Source organism: Viscerimonas tarda, from assembly GCF_054601255.1.
The window spans coordinates 17,701-33,436 of the sequence record NZ_BAAHWV010000008.1 but is presented as its reverse complement, the minus strand read 5'-3'; the positions used below and the strand labels follow the sequence as shown (position 1 = coordinate 33,436).

At 43.5% G+C, this 15,736-nt stretch carries 13 protein-coding genes and 1 pseudogene; 12 read left to right on the top strand and 2 right to left on the bottom strand.

The features are described from left to right. The first annotated feature begins 11 nt into the window (after positions 1–11). The 7 genes and pseudogenes from ACYPWY_RS05065 to ACYPWY_RS05035 form a co-directional block, all read left to right on the top strand. Positions 12–2,153 (top strand): DUF4450 domain-containing protein, encoded by a 2,142-nt coding sequence (locus ACYPWY_RS05065; RefSeq protein ID WP_459684346.1) that lies wholly within the window; start codon positions 12–14, stop codon positions 2,151–2,153. A 221-nt stretch (positions 2,154–2,374) separates the two neighbouring features. Continuing rightward, positions 2,375–3,208, top strand: a complete 834-nt coding sequence (locus tag ACYPWY_RS05060) for a hypothetical protein (protein ID WP_459684345.1) — start codon at positions 2,375–2,377, stop codon at positions 3,206–3,208. 21 nt (positions 3,209–3,229) lie between these two features. Then, positions 3,230–3,910, top strand: coding sequence for a GDSL-type esterase/lipase family protein (locus ACYPWY_RS05055; protein WP_459684344.1), 681 nt, complete (start codon positions 3,230–3,232; stop codon positions 3,908–3,910). Between the two features lie 30 nt (positions 3,911–3,940). Next, positions 3,941–5,413: a rhamnogalacturonidase gene (locus tag ACYPWY_RS05050; RefSeq protein ID WP_459684343.1), complete on the top strand. Its 1,473-nt coding sequence runs from the start codon at positions 3,941–3,943 to the stop codon at positions 5,411–5,413. Between the two features lie 200 nt (positions 5,414–5,613). Then, a complete protein-coding gene (locus ACYPWY_RS05045; RefSeq protein WP_459684342.1) occupies positions 5,614–6,912 on the top strand; it encodes an alpha-l-rhamnosidase in 1,299 nt (432 codons plus the stop codon). 291 nt (positions 6,913–7,203) lie between these two features. Further along, a complete protein-coding gene (locus ACYPWY_RS05040; RefSeq protein ID WP_459684341.1) occupies positions 7,204–8,748 on the top strand; it encodes an alpha-N-arabinofuranosidase in 1,545 nt (514 codons plus the stop codon). A 24-nt stretch (positions 8,749–8,772) separates the two neighbouring features. Further along, positions 8,773–9,720: pseudogene (locus tag ACYPWY_RS05035) on the top strand (glycoside hydrolase family 43 protein); the annotation flags it as partial. Positions 9,721–9,773: 53 nt separating this feature from the next. On the opposite strand, the gene darG reads toward ACYPWY_RS05035, so the two are convergent. After that, positions 9,774–10,820 (bottom strand): type II toxin-antitoxin system antitoxin DNA ADP-ribosyl glycohydrolase DarG, encoded by a 1,047-nt coding sequence (gene darG / locus ACYPWY_RS05030; RefSeq protein WP_459684340.1) that lies wholly within the window; start codon positions 10,818–10,820, stop codon positions 9,774–9,776. Between the two features lie 11 nt (positions 10,821–10,831). Further along, positions 10,832–11,470 (bottom strand): type II toxin-antitoxin system toxin DNA ADP-ribosyl transferase DarT, encoded by a 639-nt coding sequence (gene darT / locus ACYPWY_RS05025; protein WP_459684339.1) that lies wholly within the window; start codon positions 11,468–11,470, stop codon positions 10,832–10,834. 317 nt (positions 11,471–11,787) lie between these two features. On the opposite strand from darT, the gene ACYPWY_RS05020 reads away from it, so the two are divergent. From ACYPWY_RS05020 to panD, 5 genes are all read left to right on the top strand, one after another. Continuing rightward, on the top strand, positions 11,788–12,840 hold the full coding sequence (locus tag ACYPWY_RS05020) for an asparaginase (protein ID WP_459684338.1): 1,053 nt from the start codon (positions 11,788–11,790) through the stop codon (positions 12,838–12,840). Further along, positions 12,824–13,306: a YkgJ family cysteine cluster protein gene (locus tag ACYPWY_RS05015; RefSeq protein ID WP_459684337.1), complete on the top strand. Its 483-nt coding sequence runs from the start codon at positions 12,824–12,826 to the stop codon at positions 13,304–13,306. The genes ACYPWY_RS05020 and ACYPWY_RS05015 overlap by 17 nt, the downstream gene beginning before the upstream one ends. A gap of 17 nt (positions 13,307–13,323) precedes the next feature. Beyond that, positions 13,324–14,250, top strand: coding sequence for a phospholipase A (locus ACYPWY_RS05010; RefSeq protein WP_459684336.1), 927 nt, complete (start codon positions 13,324–13,326; stop codon positions 14,248–14,250). A 209-nt stretch (positions 14,251–14,459) separates the two neighbouring features. Then, positions 14,460–15,311: a pantoate--beta-alanine ligase gene (gene panC / locus ACYPWY_RS05005; RefSeq protein WP_459684335.1), complete on the top strand. Its 852-nt coding sequence runs from the start codon at positions 14,460–14,462 to the stop codon at positions 15,309–15,311. Positions 15,312–15,318: 7 nt separating this feature from the next. Further along, positions 15,319–15,672, top strand: coding sequence for an aspartate 1-decarboxylase (gene panD / locus ACYPWY_RS05000; protein WP_459684334.1), 354 nt, complete (start codon positions 15,319–15,321; stop codon positions 15,670–15,672). The last annotated feature ends 64 nt before the right edge of the window (positions 15,673–15,736 follow it).

Here is a 15,736-nt window from a genome sequence, read left to right as displayed (position 1 = left end):
TTTACAGCAAGATGAAGCGAGGAACAGTTTATGCATTAATCTGCTTAATCGGCGTGTTATTTACCGGTTTTCAGGCTCAAGCATTCAATATCTCCGATTTGAAATGGGCGGAGGATGTTGGCGCCAGAAAGACGCCGGATAAAACCAGACAATACCTTGTATCCAATTATGGCGCGGTTGCCGATGGACTAACAATGAATACTGCCGCCATACAAAAAGCAATTGATGCCTGTGCCGGAAACGGAGGCGGAATTGTAACCTTCGACAGGGGAAGTTACCTCACCGGATCAATTTATTTGAAGGAAGGCGTACATTTCCAGATACCAAAAGGAACTACGCTTTTGGGCAGTCAGGATTTGAAGGATTATCCAACAATAGATACGCGTGTTGCCGGAGTAGAAATGCGCTGGCCTTCGGCTTTGATAAATGTACTTGACCAGAAAAATGTGCTGATTAGCGGCGATGGTATTGTACATGCGCAAGGCAAAGTGTTCTGGGAAAAGTACCGCACAATGGCCAGGGATTACAATAGCAGAGGCCTGCGCTGGATAGTTGATTACGATTGCGAACGCCCCCGCACGCTGCTCATCTCCCGCTCGTCGGATATTACGCTCAAAGGAATAACTTTTCAGCAGGCCGGATTTTGGACGGTGCAGGTACTTTACTCCTCTTACTGTACTGTTGACGGCATTGTGGTGCAAAACAACCTGGGCGGACATGGCCCCAGTACCGATGGCATCGACATAGATTCTTCATCTCGCATTCTGGTCGAAAACTGCGATATAGATTGCAACGATGATAATTTTTGCCTGAAAGCCGGTCGCGATGCGGATGGTTTGCGTGTGAACAGACCCACCGAGTATATCGTGATTCGTAACTGTATTTCGAGAGCCGGCGGCGGACTTTTTACCTGTGGCAGCGAAACGTCGGGCGGTATCCGTTATGTGTTGGCTTATGGACTTAAAGCCAAAGGCACAGGCGTAGGTATTCGTCTGAAATCGGCGATGAACCGCGGTGGAACAGTAGAGCACATCTATGTGAAAGACATTGAAATGGAAAATGTGGGAATAGCTTTTGAAGCCACCACCAACTGGAATCCCGCATACAGCTATTCCACTTTGCCGAAAGAATATGAAGGCAAGGTTTTGCCCGCGCATTGGGTGAAAATGTTGGAACGGGTTTCGCCCGAAGCCGGAACGCCCCACTTTAACAATATTTATTTGTCGGATTTTAATATAAAGCAGGCCAATCGTTTTGTAAGCGCTACGGGAAGCGAAACGTCCATCCTGAAAAACTTCTTCTTCGAGAACCTGAACGTTCGGGCCGAAAGAGCCGGAAGGGTAGCCTATGCCGCCGATTGGTCGGTGAAGAACATCCGGGTCAGGATTAAAGACAATTCGGAAGTGGATATTCAGCACAGTAAAAATGTGGAGATTCCACTGAATGGCGCCTATGCCGAAACGCAGTTTTTGCGTCGGCTGACAGGGCTGAGAGATGCAAAAATACAGGCTGCCGACCACCCCGAATTGGCATTCAATTTGCCCGAAATGGCTGGTAACCTGAAATTTGGCTTGGTAGTTGACGGAGAAAGTAAATGGATTGGCGACTTTGAGAAAAAAGAGCTCAAGCAAACCGGCAACAAAATTACCTACACCGTTTCCGACCCCTTGCTTAAAAAGGGCGAACTGGTTTTTAGTCTTGTTTCGTTAAGTAATACAAATGGGGTAGTTATAGAATTGGATAACAGCAACTTGCCCGAAAAGGCAAGTCTGTTTTGGTCTTATGGCGGAGCATACGGAAAGGCGCTGACCGATACCGAAACCCCTTCGCTGAATCCCCTCTATTGCAAGTACAATGTATTTAGCTTGGAGCACACTTCTTTCACCTTGTATTACGGCGAAAGTATGCGTTTAAGAACGATTCAGGGCGTTATGCCTCTAACATCCGAGATAAGGTTGGCGGATGCCCGCGTACAAGATAGTCCCTTGGCGTTGTTCGGGTCGGGAAAAGATACGGACGCACCCGTGTTGACGGCTCTTGTGCCACTCAGTAAGGCCCAAAAGGAATATTTTTGCATTTATAAACAAAGCCGGAATTCCGATTATAAATATTATATGCTATCTTCGCTGTTTGAAGCAGAGTGGAAGAAATAAGAATGTAGTTTAAAGTTCTTTCGTCCTTTCGTCCGATTGGATTTATAATCCAATCGTATAGAATATAAGGATTTATAATCCGAAAGAAATTTATAACCACTAAATTAGACATAAAGTTGTTTTTTAGTCGGATTATAAATCCTTATATTCCTTACAGCCGGATTGCAAATCCGGCTGGACAATCACTCTAAATACTTTACGCACATCTATTAATATAAAAAATGAAAAAGAAAATATTTGCACCGGCTATTCTTTTTGCTTGTTTACTCGTACCGGATTTGTGCGCTCAATCGGATACGGCTATATTCCGCATTTTTTGTTTCCCCGGAGATAAAGTTCCCGTGATAGACGGAAAGTTCAATGATTGGAATATTGTTCCGGCATCGTACGAAATAGGCATAAATGAAATGACGGAAGATGAAGGGAAACACAAAAAACCGGACAAATCGAACTTGGACATACGTGTGAAAGTGGGTTGGGTGAAAGGCCTCAGCCGTCTTTACTTCTATTACGAAGCATACGACGATTACTGGTCGTTTACACGAAACGACCTGATGGTGGATATATTTGAAGTGGTAGTGGACGGCGACCGGTCGGGTGGGGTGTTTATTGATAAATTTTACCCGCATAAGGATGTAAGCAAAGAGGAAGCCTGGAACCTCTTTCACGGCAGGCAAGCGCAGAATTACCACATTTATACGCCACCCAAAAAAGACGATTGGTGCATGTACTGGGGCCCGCAGGAATGGCTGAAAGGCAATCCTTACTCGAAGTTTGCCTACAATTACAATTTCAAGGAAGGGGCGAACGGAAAACTCCGCATGGAATTCTATATCACGCCTTTTGACTATGCCTCGCCCAAAGGCCCAAGATATTCGGTTGTGTCCGAATTGTACGAAAACAAATTGATTGGCCTTTGCTGGGCAGTCATCGACTACGATAACAACCAGGGGAAAGAGAAGAATGGCTTTTGGAACTTGTCGCGCCACCATACCATGTATGGCGATGCCTCGTTGCTAAGAACCTTCCGCTTGATGCCTCCCGAAAAAAAATAACCTGTCAGATAAACTAATTCTATGAAAAAGCAAATATACATTGCTCTCTGTTTTTTATTGGTTTTTGTTGTTGCTGCCAACGCACAGGATAAACCGCTTAAAATAGCCTGTGTCGGCAACAGTATTACAGCCGGTGTGGGCGCAAGCGACCGGGTAAAAAAAGGATATGTAGGCATCTTCTCGCAATTGATGGGCGAAAAATTCGACATACAGAATTTTGGCGTGAGTGGCGCTACGGCTTCCCGCAATACCTACAAGGCTTACGACAAGACCGATAAATACACCGCCGCCAAAGAATTTCAGCCCGATATTGTAACCATTAAACTGGGTACGAACGATTCTCAACCCCGCGTGTGGAACACGGACAATTATGCCAAGAATTTCAGGCAGGATGTTATTGCCTTGTGCGAAGAGTTTGAAAAGCTGGAATCGAAGCCTCAAATTTACTTGTGCCTGCCGATACCCATACTTCCCAGCAGGAAGTGGGCGCATCAACCGGATGTTTTGCAAAAAGAGATTATACCCATACTGAAAGAGGTGGCCAAAAAGAAAAAGTATAAACTCATTGATTTATATACTCCCCTGGCAGGACGAAACGATTGTTTTTTGCCGGGCGATACACTTCACCCCAACGATTTGGGACATTTGGTTATTGCGGCTGAACTTTACAAGGTTTTCAGCACGCGTAACAGTCCGAAATAATGGAATAATTCATATAATATCAACTATATCATGAAAAAAAATACACTATTAGTCGTTCTTTTGTTTAGCTTTGTACACATGATGGCATTTACCTACAATGTGAAAGATTATGGGGCGAAAGGCGATGGCAAGCAAATTGATTCGCCGTTTATAAACAAGGCCATAGAGGAGGCTGTGAAGAATGGCGGCGGCACAATTGTGTTTCCTGCCGGAACCTACCTCAGCTACTCGATACGCCTGCAAAGCAATATCAACCTGTATCTGGATGCCGGCAGCACAATTCTTGCCGCTTATCCCGATAAGGACGGCGGATACGATTTGGCCGAAGACAACGAGCACAACATGTTTCAGGATTTCGGGCACAGCCACTGGAAGAACAGTCTTATCTGGGGCATTGGCCTCGAAAATATTACAATAAGCGGACAAGGCCGGATTGATGGACGCGGATTGACGCGCGAAGAGAGCCGTTTGCCCGGAGTAGGGAATAAGGCTATCAGCCTTAAACTGTGTAAAAGCGTAACAATTAAGGATATACAAATGGTAAACGGCGGACACTTTGCCTTGTTGGCGACAGGTGTCGATAATATGACATTGCACAACCTGTGGATAGATACCAACCGCGACGGCTTCGATATAGATTGTTGCCGCAATGTCCGCATCTCCGATTGTTCGGTGAATGCTCCCTGGGATGATGCCATTGTTTTGAAAAGCAGTTATGGGCTGGGTTTCTTTCGCGATACGGAAAATGTAACCATTACAAACTGTTTTGTGAGCGGTTACGATAAAGGCAGCGTTTTGGCCGGAACGTTTGAACGCTATGAGCCACAGGCCCCCGACCAGGGATTTGTAACAGGCCGGATAAAAATGGGAACCGAATCGAGTGGGGGATTCCGAAATATAACCATCTCGAATTGCGTGTTCGAGCGTTGTCGCGGATTGGCCTTGGAAACCGTTGACGGCGGTTTTCTCGAAGATGTTGTGATAGATAACATCACCATGCGCGATATAGTGAATGCACCGATATTCTTGCGTCTGGGCGCTCGTATGCGCAGCCCGAAAGGTACGCCTGCCGGAAAGATGCGCCGGATAACAATCAGCAATGTGAATGTGTATAATGCCGATTCGCGCTATTCGTGCATTATCAGCGGAATTCCCGACCAATACATCGAGGATGTTACCCTGAACAATATCCGCATACTGTTTGCCGGTGGATATACCAGAGAAGACGGGAAGCTCGACCCTCCCGAAAGCGAAAACCTGTATCCCGAACCCTGGATGTTCGGAACAATTCCGGCTTCGGGCTTTTTTATTCGCCATGCACGGAATGTTGAGCTGAATAATATTCAGATTAGCTTTGCAAAACCCGACTATCGCTCGTCCGTCTGGTTGAAAGATGCAACGGACGTGCACCTGTTCAACTACAAAGCCAAAGTGGAAGAGGGTGTTGCGCCGTATATCTTCAAGGAAGGTGTTAAGGGATTTGAGGCTATTTCGCCTAAATAATGAATAATAATGTGCCAATAATAATAATGTGAATAATGTGCCAATTGGCGCGAAGCGAAAAAAGAAAGCTTGTCATTGCGGGCTAAGACCCGCAATCTCCTGACAATCATTGCACATTTACTCAGGAGATCCCGTGTCAAGCACAGGATGACAGACTTTTTAGACAGCCCCCTACGCCTAAACTAAAACTCGTAAGTAATATGAAATTCGTAAATTTGTTAGCTATTTTAGCTTTTTTGTTGCCACAAGCCGTTGAATCGCAGCGTTTGATTCCTGTGGCTGAGGCTTGGTCTAATAATTCGGTCAATGCGACTGTTTTCAGGAAGAACTCTATCGTTAGCCACGGCGATACGCAATTCGTGGCCTATTACGACAACGATGGCTTTATGACGCTGGCCAAGCGGAAGTTAGGCGAAACACAATGGCAAATCAACAAAACGCAATACAAAGGGAATGTGAAAGATGCCCATAATGGCATTAATATCATGACGGACGGCGACGGCTATCTGCATGTTTCGTGGGATCATCACGGGCATCCGTTGAGGTATGCAAAGGGTATCGCTCCTCTTTCGCTGCAATTGGGCGATAAGGAAAGCATGACCGGCAAAAAAGAAGGAAAAGTTACCTACCCCGAGTTTTACCGGATGCCAAACGGAGACTTGATTTTTATCTATCGCGACGGCCAGTCGGGGCAAGGAAATCTGGCGCTGAACCGCTACGATTTGAAGACAAAAACATGGCAGCAACTGCACGAAAATCTGATTGGCGGACAAGGTCAGCGGAATGCTTATTGGCAAGCCTGTTTGGATGGTAAAGGCGTCCTCCATTTGTCATGGGTTTGGCGCGAAACAGGCGATGTGGCGACCAATCACGATATGTGCTACGCCCGTTCGACCGATGGCGGCAAGACCTGGGAAAACACGAAAGGAGTTAAGTACGACCTTCCTGTTACGGCAGAGACCGCCGAATATGCCTGTATTATTCCACAGAACAGCGATTTAATCAATCAAACATCCATGACGGCGGACAAGGCCGGCAATCCCTACATTGCCACCTATTGGAAAGAAAAGGATTCCACCGTTCCTCAATACCACATTGTTTATCATGATGGAAAGAAGTGGCAAACATCAAACCTGAATTTCCGCACATTGCCGTTTTCGATTAGTGGATACGGAACCAAGCGCACACCCATTTCGCGTCCGCAGGTTGTTGCCAAAATAAAAGGAAAGAAAGTAACATTGGGCTTGTTGTTCAGGGATGAAGAACGGTCGGAAAAAGTATCCATTGCCATTTGCAACAATATAAAGAAAAACAACTGGCAAATCAAAGACCTGACCGATTTTCCGGTAGGCTCGTGGGAACCCAGTTTCGATACCGAGTTATGGAAAAATCAAGGCCTGCTGCACGTCTATGTTCAACATGTAAATCAAGCCGATTCGGAAGGCATAACAAATACCGACCCGCAAATGGTGCAGGTGCTTGAGTTTGAGGGTTTTTGAGGAGATGACCTATAAATAGCACACAGTATATAAGAACGCAAATTACGCAGATTATATATTGTTTGAAATCAGTCAATTCATAAAATTATTTGCGTAATCTGCGTAATTTGCGTTCGGAATTTACCATCCCACAAATTGGGTAATTCGCGAAAAAATCCACAAATATTAGGAAGAATAAGATATATTTCTTATGTTTGTAAGTGTATAAATGTACACTTATTCTCGTGGGGGAATATGTCTTTTTTATTGTATTGTGAATCAGTTTGTTGAAATCTTAAAATTGTAAATAGCATGAAAAAACTAATCATCTTAAATTTATCGTTTATTGTCAGTATTTTTGCTTTTTCGCAGAAAAAGGTGGATGCCGTAGTGAATGTCGATCAGGGGACATACAAAATAGATAAAAATGTTTACGGGCATTTTTCCGAACACCTGGGCCATTGTATTTATGGCGGGCTGTGGGTCGGCGAAGAGTCCCATATACCGAATGTGAATGGCGTGCGTAAAGACATTATTGACGCCTTGAAGCACATCAAAATACCCAATCTCCGGTGGCCGGGAGGCTGTTTTGCCGATGAATACCACTGGATGGACGGCATAGGCCAGAGGGCTGAACGTCCGAAAATGGTTAATACGCATTGGGGCGGAGTGGTAGAGGACAATAGTTTTGGCACCCACGAGTTCCTGAATTTGTGCGAGGAATTGGGTACTGAGCCCTATATCTGTGGAAATATGGGTAGCGGCACGGTGGAAGAAATGTCGAAATGGGTGGAGTACATCACTTTCGACGGCGAAAGTCCGATGTCGAACCTTCGGAAAAAGAATGGACGCGAAAAGCCCTGGAAAGTGAAATTGTGGGGCGTTGGTAACGAAAACTGGGGATGCGGCGGTAATATGACCCCCGAAGGCTATGCCGAAAACTTCCGCCGTTATGCAACCTACTGCCGCAATTACGGCGACAATAAGCTGTACAGGATAGCAGGCGGCCCCAATGTGGACGATTACAACTGGATGACTACCGCGATGAAAAACATTCCGAATAACATGATGGGCGGCATCTCGCTTCATAACTACACACTGACTTATTCGTGGAACAACAAGGGCGAAGCGACAGGCTTTAGCGCCGACGATTACTTTTCGCTGTTGGCAAACGGATACCAGATGGATAATTTGGTAAAACGCCATTCGGCCATTATGGATATTTACGACCCTAACAAACGGGTTGCCTTGGTGGTGGATGAATGGGGCGCCTGGTACAATGTGGAGAAAGGAACCAATCCGGGCTTTTTGTATCAGCAAAATACATTGCGGGATGCTTTGCTCGCAGGAACCATTCTGAATATTTTTCACAAGCATTGCGACCGGGTGAGGGTGGCTAATATTGCTCAGCTGGTCAACGTTTTGCAGGCATTGTTCCTTACCGAGGGCGATGAGATGCTGCTGACCCCCACCTATCATGTTTTCGATATGTACAAAGTGCATCAGGATGCAACCATGCTGCCCGTGCAATTGAATGCGCCGCTTTATGAGCACAAAGGCAAAAAGATAGATGCCGTTTCGGTGTCGGCCTCGAAGGATGCCAACAATAAAATACACCTGTCGTTTGTGAACATCGACCCCGAAAATGCCATAGAAGTTTCGTGCGATGTGAGGGGCATACAAAACGGAAAGTTGCTCGCGGGTAACATAATCACAGCTCCCCAAACCGATTCACACAATACCTTTGAAAATAAGGAAGTTGTGAAGTTAGTCGATTTTAAGGACGCTACATTCAGGAACAATAAACTGACATTGAAACTACCGGCAAAATCGCTTGTTACAATCGAAATTCAATAATAATTCAGACAAATGGGAAAAGATATGAAACAGTTGATAAGTCTATTTTTTGTATTGGCGCTCCTCTGCTCGTGCCAAACCAAGGCGCAGAAGAAGAATGAATTAGGGGAAACAAAGCAAGTCTATTTATTCTCTTATTTCAAGGGTGGCAGCGCCGATGGCTTACACTTGGCATACAGCTACGATGGCCTGAACTGGACGGCCTTGAACAATGATTCGTCTTTTCTGAAGCCGGAAGTGGGCAAGGATAAGTTGATGCGCGACCCCAGCATTGTTCAGGACGAAGAAGGCGTTTTTCACATGGTGTGGACAAGCGGCTGGTGGGATCAGGGGATAGGCTATGCCTCGTCGAAAGATTTGAAAAACTGGTCGGAGCAAAAAAATATTCCGCTGATGGAAAAATTCGAGGGCGCCAAAAATACCTGGGCTCCCGAACTGTTCTACGATAAAGCCGACAAAACCTTTTATATTTTCTGGTCGTCAACAGTCCCCGGATATTTCAAAGAGGTGCCGGTTTCGGACAGTGAAAAAGGCTTGAATCACCGGCAGTTTTATGTAACGACAAAGGATTTTAAAACCTTCAGCGAAACAAAGGTGTTCTTCGACCCCGATTTCAGCGTGATTGACGGCGCTATTTTGCAAAAGGGGAATACCTATTATCTGTTTGTGAAAAATGAAAACTCCAATCCGCCCGAAAAAAACATACGGATTACCTCAAACAATAAACCATACAATTTTCCGGTAAGGGTATCAAAACCTATCACCGGCGATTATTGGGCAGAAGGGCCAACACCCTTGCAAGTAGGCGAATATGTATATGTTTATTTCGATAAATACCGCAACCACGTATATGGAGCCATCCGCTCGAAGGATATGATTAATTGGGAAGATGTGTCGGATTCGGTCTCCTTGCCCAAAGGCATAAGGCACGGCACAGCCTTTACGGTGGCGGAGAGTGTTTTGGATAGATTGAAATAGGTTTCAAAGTTCAAAATAGGGCTGTCTCAATTTAAGTGGAGGCAGCCTTAGATGTTATTTTGCATTCTCTGTTTGTATTCTTGAATATGACTAACCGATAAATCAATGTATTTGAGATTTGAAAATAAGCTACGTTTTCTATCGTTCCATTCACCTAACTTTTGGTCTATAATTTGCGGGTCGAATGTTTTATTCTGGTCAATTATATACCCAACAGAGGATAAAAGTTCAAGTGCAAAATCAGAATAAAAACCATTTAAAAAATTCGTTGTAGTATTGGCAATAGAAAAAAGTTCTTTTGTATTTTCAACATGATTTCTAACAGTCTCATATCCATCTGCAACAACTGTCAATGGGTCAAACGGTTTTTTATTCATATCGCTATAACCCATTATATAACTTCCGTTCAAAACATTTAATATATACCGCACTTTACCCGAATAAGGGCCATAAAAATTAGGTTCAAATTTGAGCTTTAAATATTTTTCGCCACCAAATTTTTGTAGGAAATAGCAAACTTTCTCACTGGAAAATTCTGAAACATATTCGCCATTTCGTACTAAATCGTAAAGGACGTATAGCAATAATGCTCTAGCATCAGTGAGTTTAACTCGCTCTTTTTTCAAATATTCCTTAATTTGAATTGTTGGTTCATAAACATAAATTTCAATATCAAGTTGTCCCAATTTTTGTTCAATAATTTTCTTCACTTTTTCCCATTCCAAACCGCCATTTCCAGCCCCAAGCGGCGGAATAGCTACACTTTTTATCCGATTTACTTCTAATATTCTGATAAAATCGTTGAGCCCTTCTTCGATAAAACTATATTCCGATGGCTTTCGCCAATCCTTTTTTGTTGGAAAATTGACAATGATTTTATCACCTGAACTTAAATTGCTGTCATGTGTAACAAATAGTTTTCCCACCGAGATTTCGTTTCTTTTACACGCTTCATTATAGGCTTTGAAATTATTAGGATATGCTTTCTTAAATTGCAAAGCAATGCCTTTGCCCATCACTCCCATGGTATTGACAGTATTAACCAATGCTTGTGCATGACTTTCCATAATATCTCCTGTAATATACTGTATCATATCCAATTATTTTAGTAATAAGCTTGATTTCTTATTCTTATCTTTTCATTTACAATGCCCATTGTCATTAATTTCTCTTTTGTTTCCTCATTATAGCACACAAATCCAATAATATAATCGGGAGGTAAATCCTCCTGTACTAAAAATTCTGCTTGCTTTTTACATTTGAGAATTAAATTTTCATTTCCCGACCAATAACGAGCTTTAATCGCATCCCAATCTATTATATTGGGTAATTCCCTTACTTTGCTTTTGTCATAGAATGTTGTAAGGCTATCTGTTGCATGTCCATCAGAAAAAAAATATGTTTTATCTGAGTCTATAATTTTTCTTATTGCACAAACTAAGTAAACAATATCTTCAGCAGGAGTGGCTTTTTCAACAAAATTTCCACCATGTTGCATAACGTAGAAGAGCATTGGCATTCTAATTCCAAAATAGAAAGGGATAAAATTGCCTAGAATAATTGTTTCCCCTTCTTCTATATGTATTTGCTTGGCGCTTCTAGTATCAATTAAACTTTTATCGCCGATAGTTATGTAATCAGAATTAGCATTAAGTGAATTTTTATGAGTAATGCCATATTGGAGAATATGAGGAATATTCTCAATATGTGTCATACGATATATATTTATGTCCGCTAATTCCATAATTTAGGCGCTATTCATAGCCAAAGATAAGATAATATTTTCAAATATGAAAGCACATATATTCTACTAAAAACGGCTGTCATTCTGTGCTTGACACGGAATCTCCCAATAACATTATCTGACTGTTAGGAGATTGTGGGTCGGAGCCTGCAATGACAAACTCAGAAAAAGACTTTTGAAGCAGTTTCACTTTAAAGCCTCCTCCTTCGGGGGAGCTTGGAGGGGGTAATATTTTTCCCTTTTCATTCCTCATTTCTCACATAATCTATATACTTTTGTGAAAAAGTTTTTCTAACGGGAGAGGGCTACTTGGGGTTATGATAGATGCGAATGCAAATATATTGTTGATATATACCGGCGGAACAATCGGCATGATTGAAAATAGCGAAACCGGTTGTCTCGAAACATTCAACTTTTCGCATCTCACCAGCCATTTGCCCGAACTTCAACGCCTGAAATTTTCCGTTGATACGCTTGTTTTCGACCCGGTTATCGACTCGTCGGACGTATCGCCCGTGCATTGGCAGAAACTGGTGAAAATCATTGAGGATAATTACCATACACACGATGGCTTCGTTATTCTGCACGGAACCGATACGATGGCTTTTACGGCTTCGGCGCTGAGTTTTATGCTCGAGAACCTGAAAAAACCGGTTATACTGACCGGCGCACAACTGCCCATAGGCAAATTGCGGACTGACGCCAAGGAAAATTTAATAACCGCCATGGAAATAGCCGCCGATAAAGATGCTGCCGGCAACCCGATAGCGCCCGAAGTTTGCATCTTTTTTCAGAACTATCTGTTCAGGGGAAATCGCACGACTAAGGCGAATGCCGATAATTTTAATGCCTTCCAATCATACAATTATCCCGATATGGCCAAGTCGGGAATACATATTTGCTACGACCGGAAGTATATCTTGCCAATCAACGACAGGAAAGAAAAGTTCCATTATTACATGGATCCCCGCATTGTTATCCTGAAATTATTTCCGGGTATTGATCGGAAAACAGTTGAAACGATTTTGGGGATAAAAGGCATTCGGGGCGTTGTCCTCGAAACTTACGGATCGGGTAATGCGCCACAGGCTCCCTGGTTTATTGATGCGATAAAAGAGGCTGTAAAAAGAGGAATTATCATCGTCAACGTTACTCAATGTGCGATGGGAACCGTTGAGATGCAACGCTACGGAACCGGACGGGAATTGCTGAAAGCCGGAGTGATAAGCGGCCTCGATACCACGGTGGAAGCCGCCATTACCAAGATGATGTTTTTAATTGGCCATAATTATTCGAAAGAAGACATTGTGATAAGGATGAGGATTCCGTTGGCAGGGGAAATAACACGCGCTGATGAAAGGGAAATATGAGAACCTGAAAATTCTGGCAGAAAAAGCGCGTCCTTATTTTTTACTGTATTATAAAAAAAATAAGAACAGCCTGGAAAAAGCGGATGCTGTTGTGCACGGCCTGCACGAGGAAGTTTCGGAGGCGATAGACTGCCTTGAATGTGCCAATTGTTGCCGCACTTTAGGCCCGGCAATTTACGACAAGGACATAGAACGCATGTCGAAAGCCTTGAAAATGAAGCCCTCGGCGGTAGTTGAAACCTACTTGCGGATTGACGAAGACAAGGATTATGTATTCAAAACAATGCCTTGCCCGTTCCTGTTGCCCGATAATTATTGTTCGATATACGAATACAGGCCAAAAGCGTGCAGGGAATATCCTCATACCGGCAGGAAAAAGTTTAGCCAGATTTATAAACTGACGGTAAAAAATGCCGAAACTTGTCCCGTTGCATACGAAGTTTTGACCAGATTGACCAGGATTTAACAGTTTCTGAGATATATATGAAAAAAGTAGTTGTTTTGTTGCTGTTCGGCTGTTACTTTACGGCAGGTATTTTTGCCCAGAACTCGGGGGTTGATGCTGAGGGCGTTCTGCCGGAAGACACGATCCGGTTGTCGCGTGAAATCAAAAAACGGGCTGAAGAAGTTTTTACGCTTGTTTTTAAGCCGGTACCAACATTGAACAATGCCGACAGTATTGTTCAGGTATATGATGATTTGCCATCTTTTGGCATCTACAAAGACAATTATGTGGTAACGGGAACCAGTTTGTTTACGAAGCCTACCCGTTACAATTCGGATGCGAAATTTCAGATAAGCTTTATGCAACGCATGACCAATAGTGTGCTTCCGCTGAAAACATACCTCTTCCTGACCTATACCCAACTGGCCTATTGGGATATTTACCGCGAATCGTTTCCGTTTGGCGATATTAACTACAATCCCACAATCGGGCTGGGTAAGGCGCTTGCCTATAAAAACCGTTTTCTGGGTACAATTGATTTTCAGCTCGAACACGAATCGAACGGGCGGGCGGGGGACGATTCGCGCAGCTGGAACAAAATAAGCGCCACAGCGCTTATCGTATTAGACGATCACTGGTCGGGACGCGCGAAGTTGTGGATTCCATTGGTCGATGGAGGCAACAACAGAGATATTGTAAGCTACAAAGGCTGGGGACAATTTTCGATGGAATATAGAAACAGGGAGAAATATAAAGTAGGTCTTTTACTCACAAAAAGGGCGGGGCATTTCTTCGACACCAATGTGGTGGTAAATTTTTCGTACAGGCTGTTTAAGCACGAAAACCAATACCTGTTTATGGAATATTACAACGGTTATGGCGAAAATATGCTGTCGTATAAACAGTACAGGCACCGGCTCAGGCTTGGATTTGTTATTCAGCCGACATTTCTTCGTTTGCGTTGAGATGGGGGTAGAGACGGGTCATGCCCCTAGGGAATGTTAGAGCCTGCTTGTAGGGTATAGCTGTAAGGCTAAGGCTTTCAGCCTTAGTCTATTCGGACTTTTTTCATGCGTTTGCTCTGAACAAAATACAGAAATCAATTCTTAATTCATATAAAATGTTTACCTTTGCCGAAAATTTAGTCCGGCAGGATTATTGAAAGAAAAATAAGATGCTTTTAGTTCGCACAGTCGCCGATTTGCAGAATGTTTTGTTTTCGTCAACGCAGCCAAAGAAGTCTATTGGTTTTGTTCCAACTATGGGCGCTTTGCACCAGGGACATCTGTCGCTTGTGAAAAAATGCCTCGAAGACAATGATGTTTGCGTGGTAAGCATATTTGTAAATCCCACTCAGTTTAACGATAAGAACGATTACCAAAAATATCCGAGGACACTGGAGCGTGATGCGCAGTTGTTGGGAGAAGCAGGCGTGGATGTAGTTTTTGCACCAAGCGAAAAAGAGATATATCCCGAGCCGGATACCCGTCAATTCGATTTCGGATTGCTGGATAAAGTGATGGAAGGGGAGCATCGTGTTGGTCATTTTAACGGTGTGGCTCAAGTGGTTAGCCGATTGTTCGATATTGTGAAACCCGACAGGGCTTATTTTGGAGAAAAGGATTTTCAGCAGTTGGCCATCATCCGCGAAATGCTGAAGCAGTTGGATTTGCCTGTTACAATTACAGGAATGCCGATATTGAGGGCCGAAAGCGGTTTGGCGATGAGTAGCCGCAACGAAAGGCTGTCTCCGGCACAGAAAGTAACAGCGGCAAAAATATATGCCTCGCTGAAAAAAAGCCTGGCATATACCGGTTCGTTGAGTGTGAGGGAAACAATTGATGAGGTAACTTCTTCGATAAACAAGGAAGAGGATTTGAAAGTAGAATATTACGATATTGTGGATGGACATACGCTTCAACCAATTGATAATTGGAGCGATACTAAGTATGCTGTTGGATGCATTGCTGTTTTTTGCGGAGATGTAAGGTTGATTGATAACATAACATACTTCAATCGAAATTAAGAAAGATATGAAAATAGAAGTTCTTAAATCAAAAATACACAGGGTTACTGTAACGGAAGCCAACCTTCACTACATAGGGAGCATTACCGTTGACGAGGAGTTGATGGATGCCGCCAATATTATCGAAGGCGAAAAGGTGTATATCGTGAATAATAACAACGGCGAACGCCTGGAAACCTATGTTATAAAAGGCGAACGCGGTTCGGGAATGGTCTGCATGAATGGAGCGGCAGCCCGCAAGGCACAGCCCGGAGATGTTATCATCATCATCTCGTATGCCATTCTGGATTTTGAAGAAGCCAAGACCTTCAAACCCTGGGTTATCTTTCCCGATACAAAAACCAACCGGATAGTAAAATAGTCATTACAAGTTATCTGATATATTTAAACGCATAGCCGATAGGGTTTTGCGTTTTTTTGTGTTT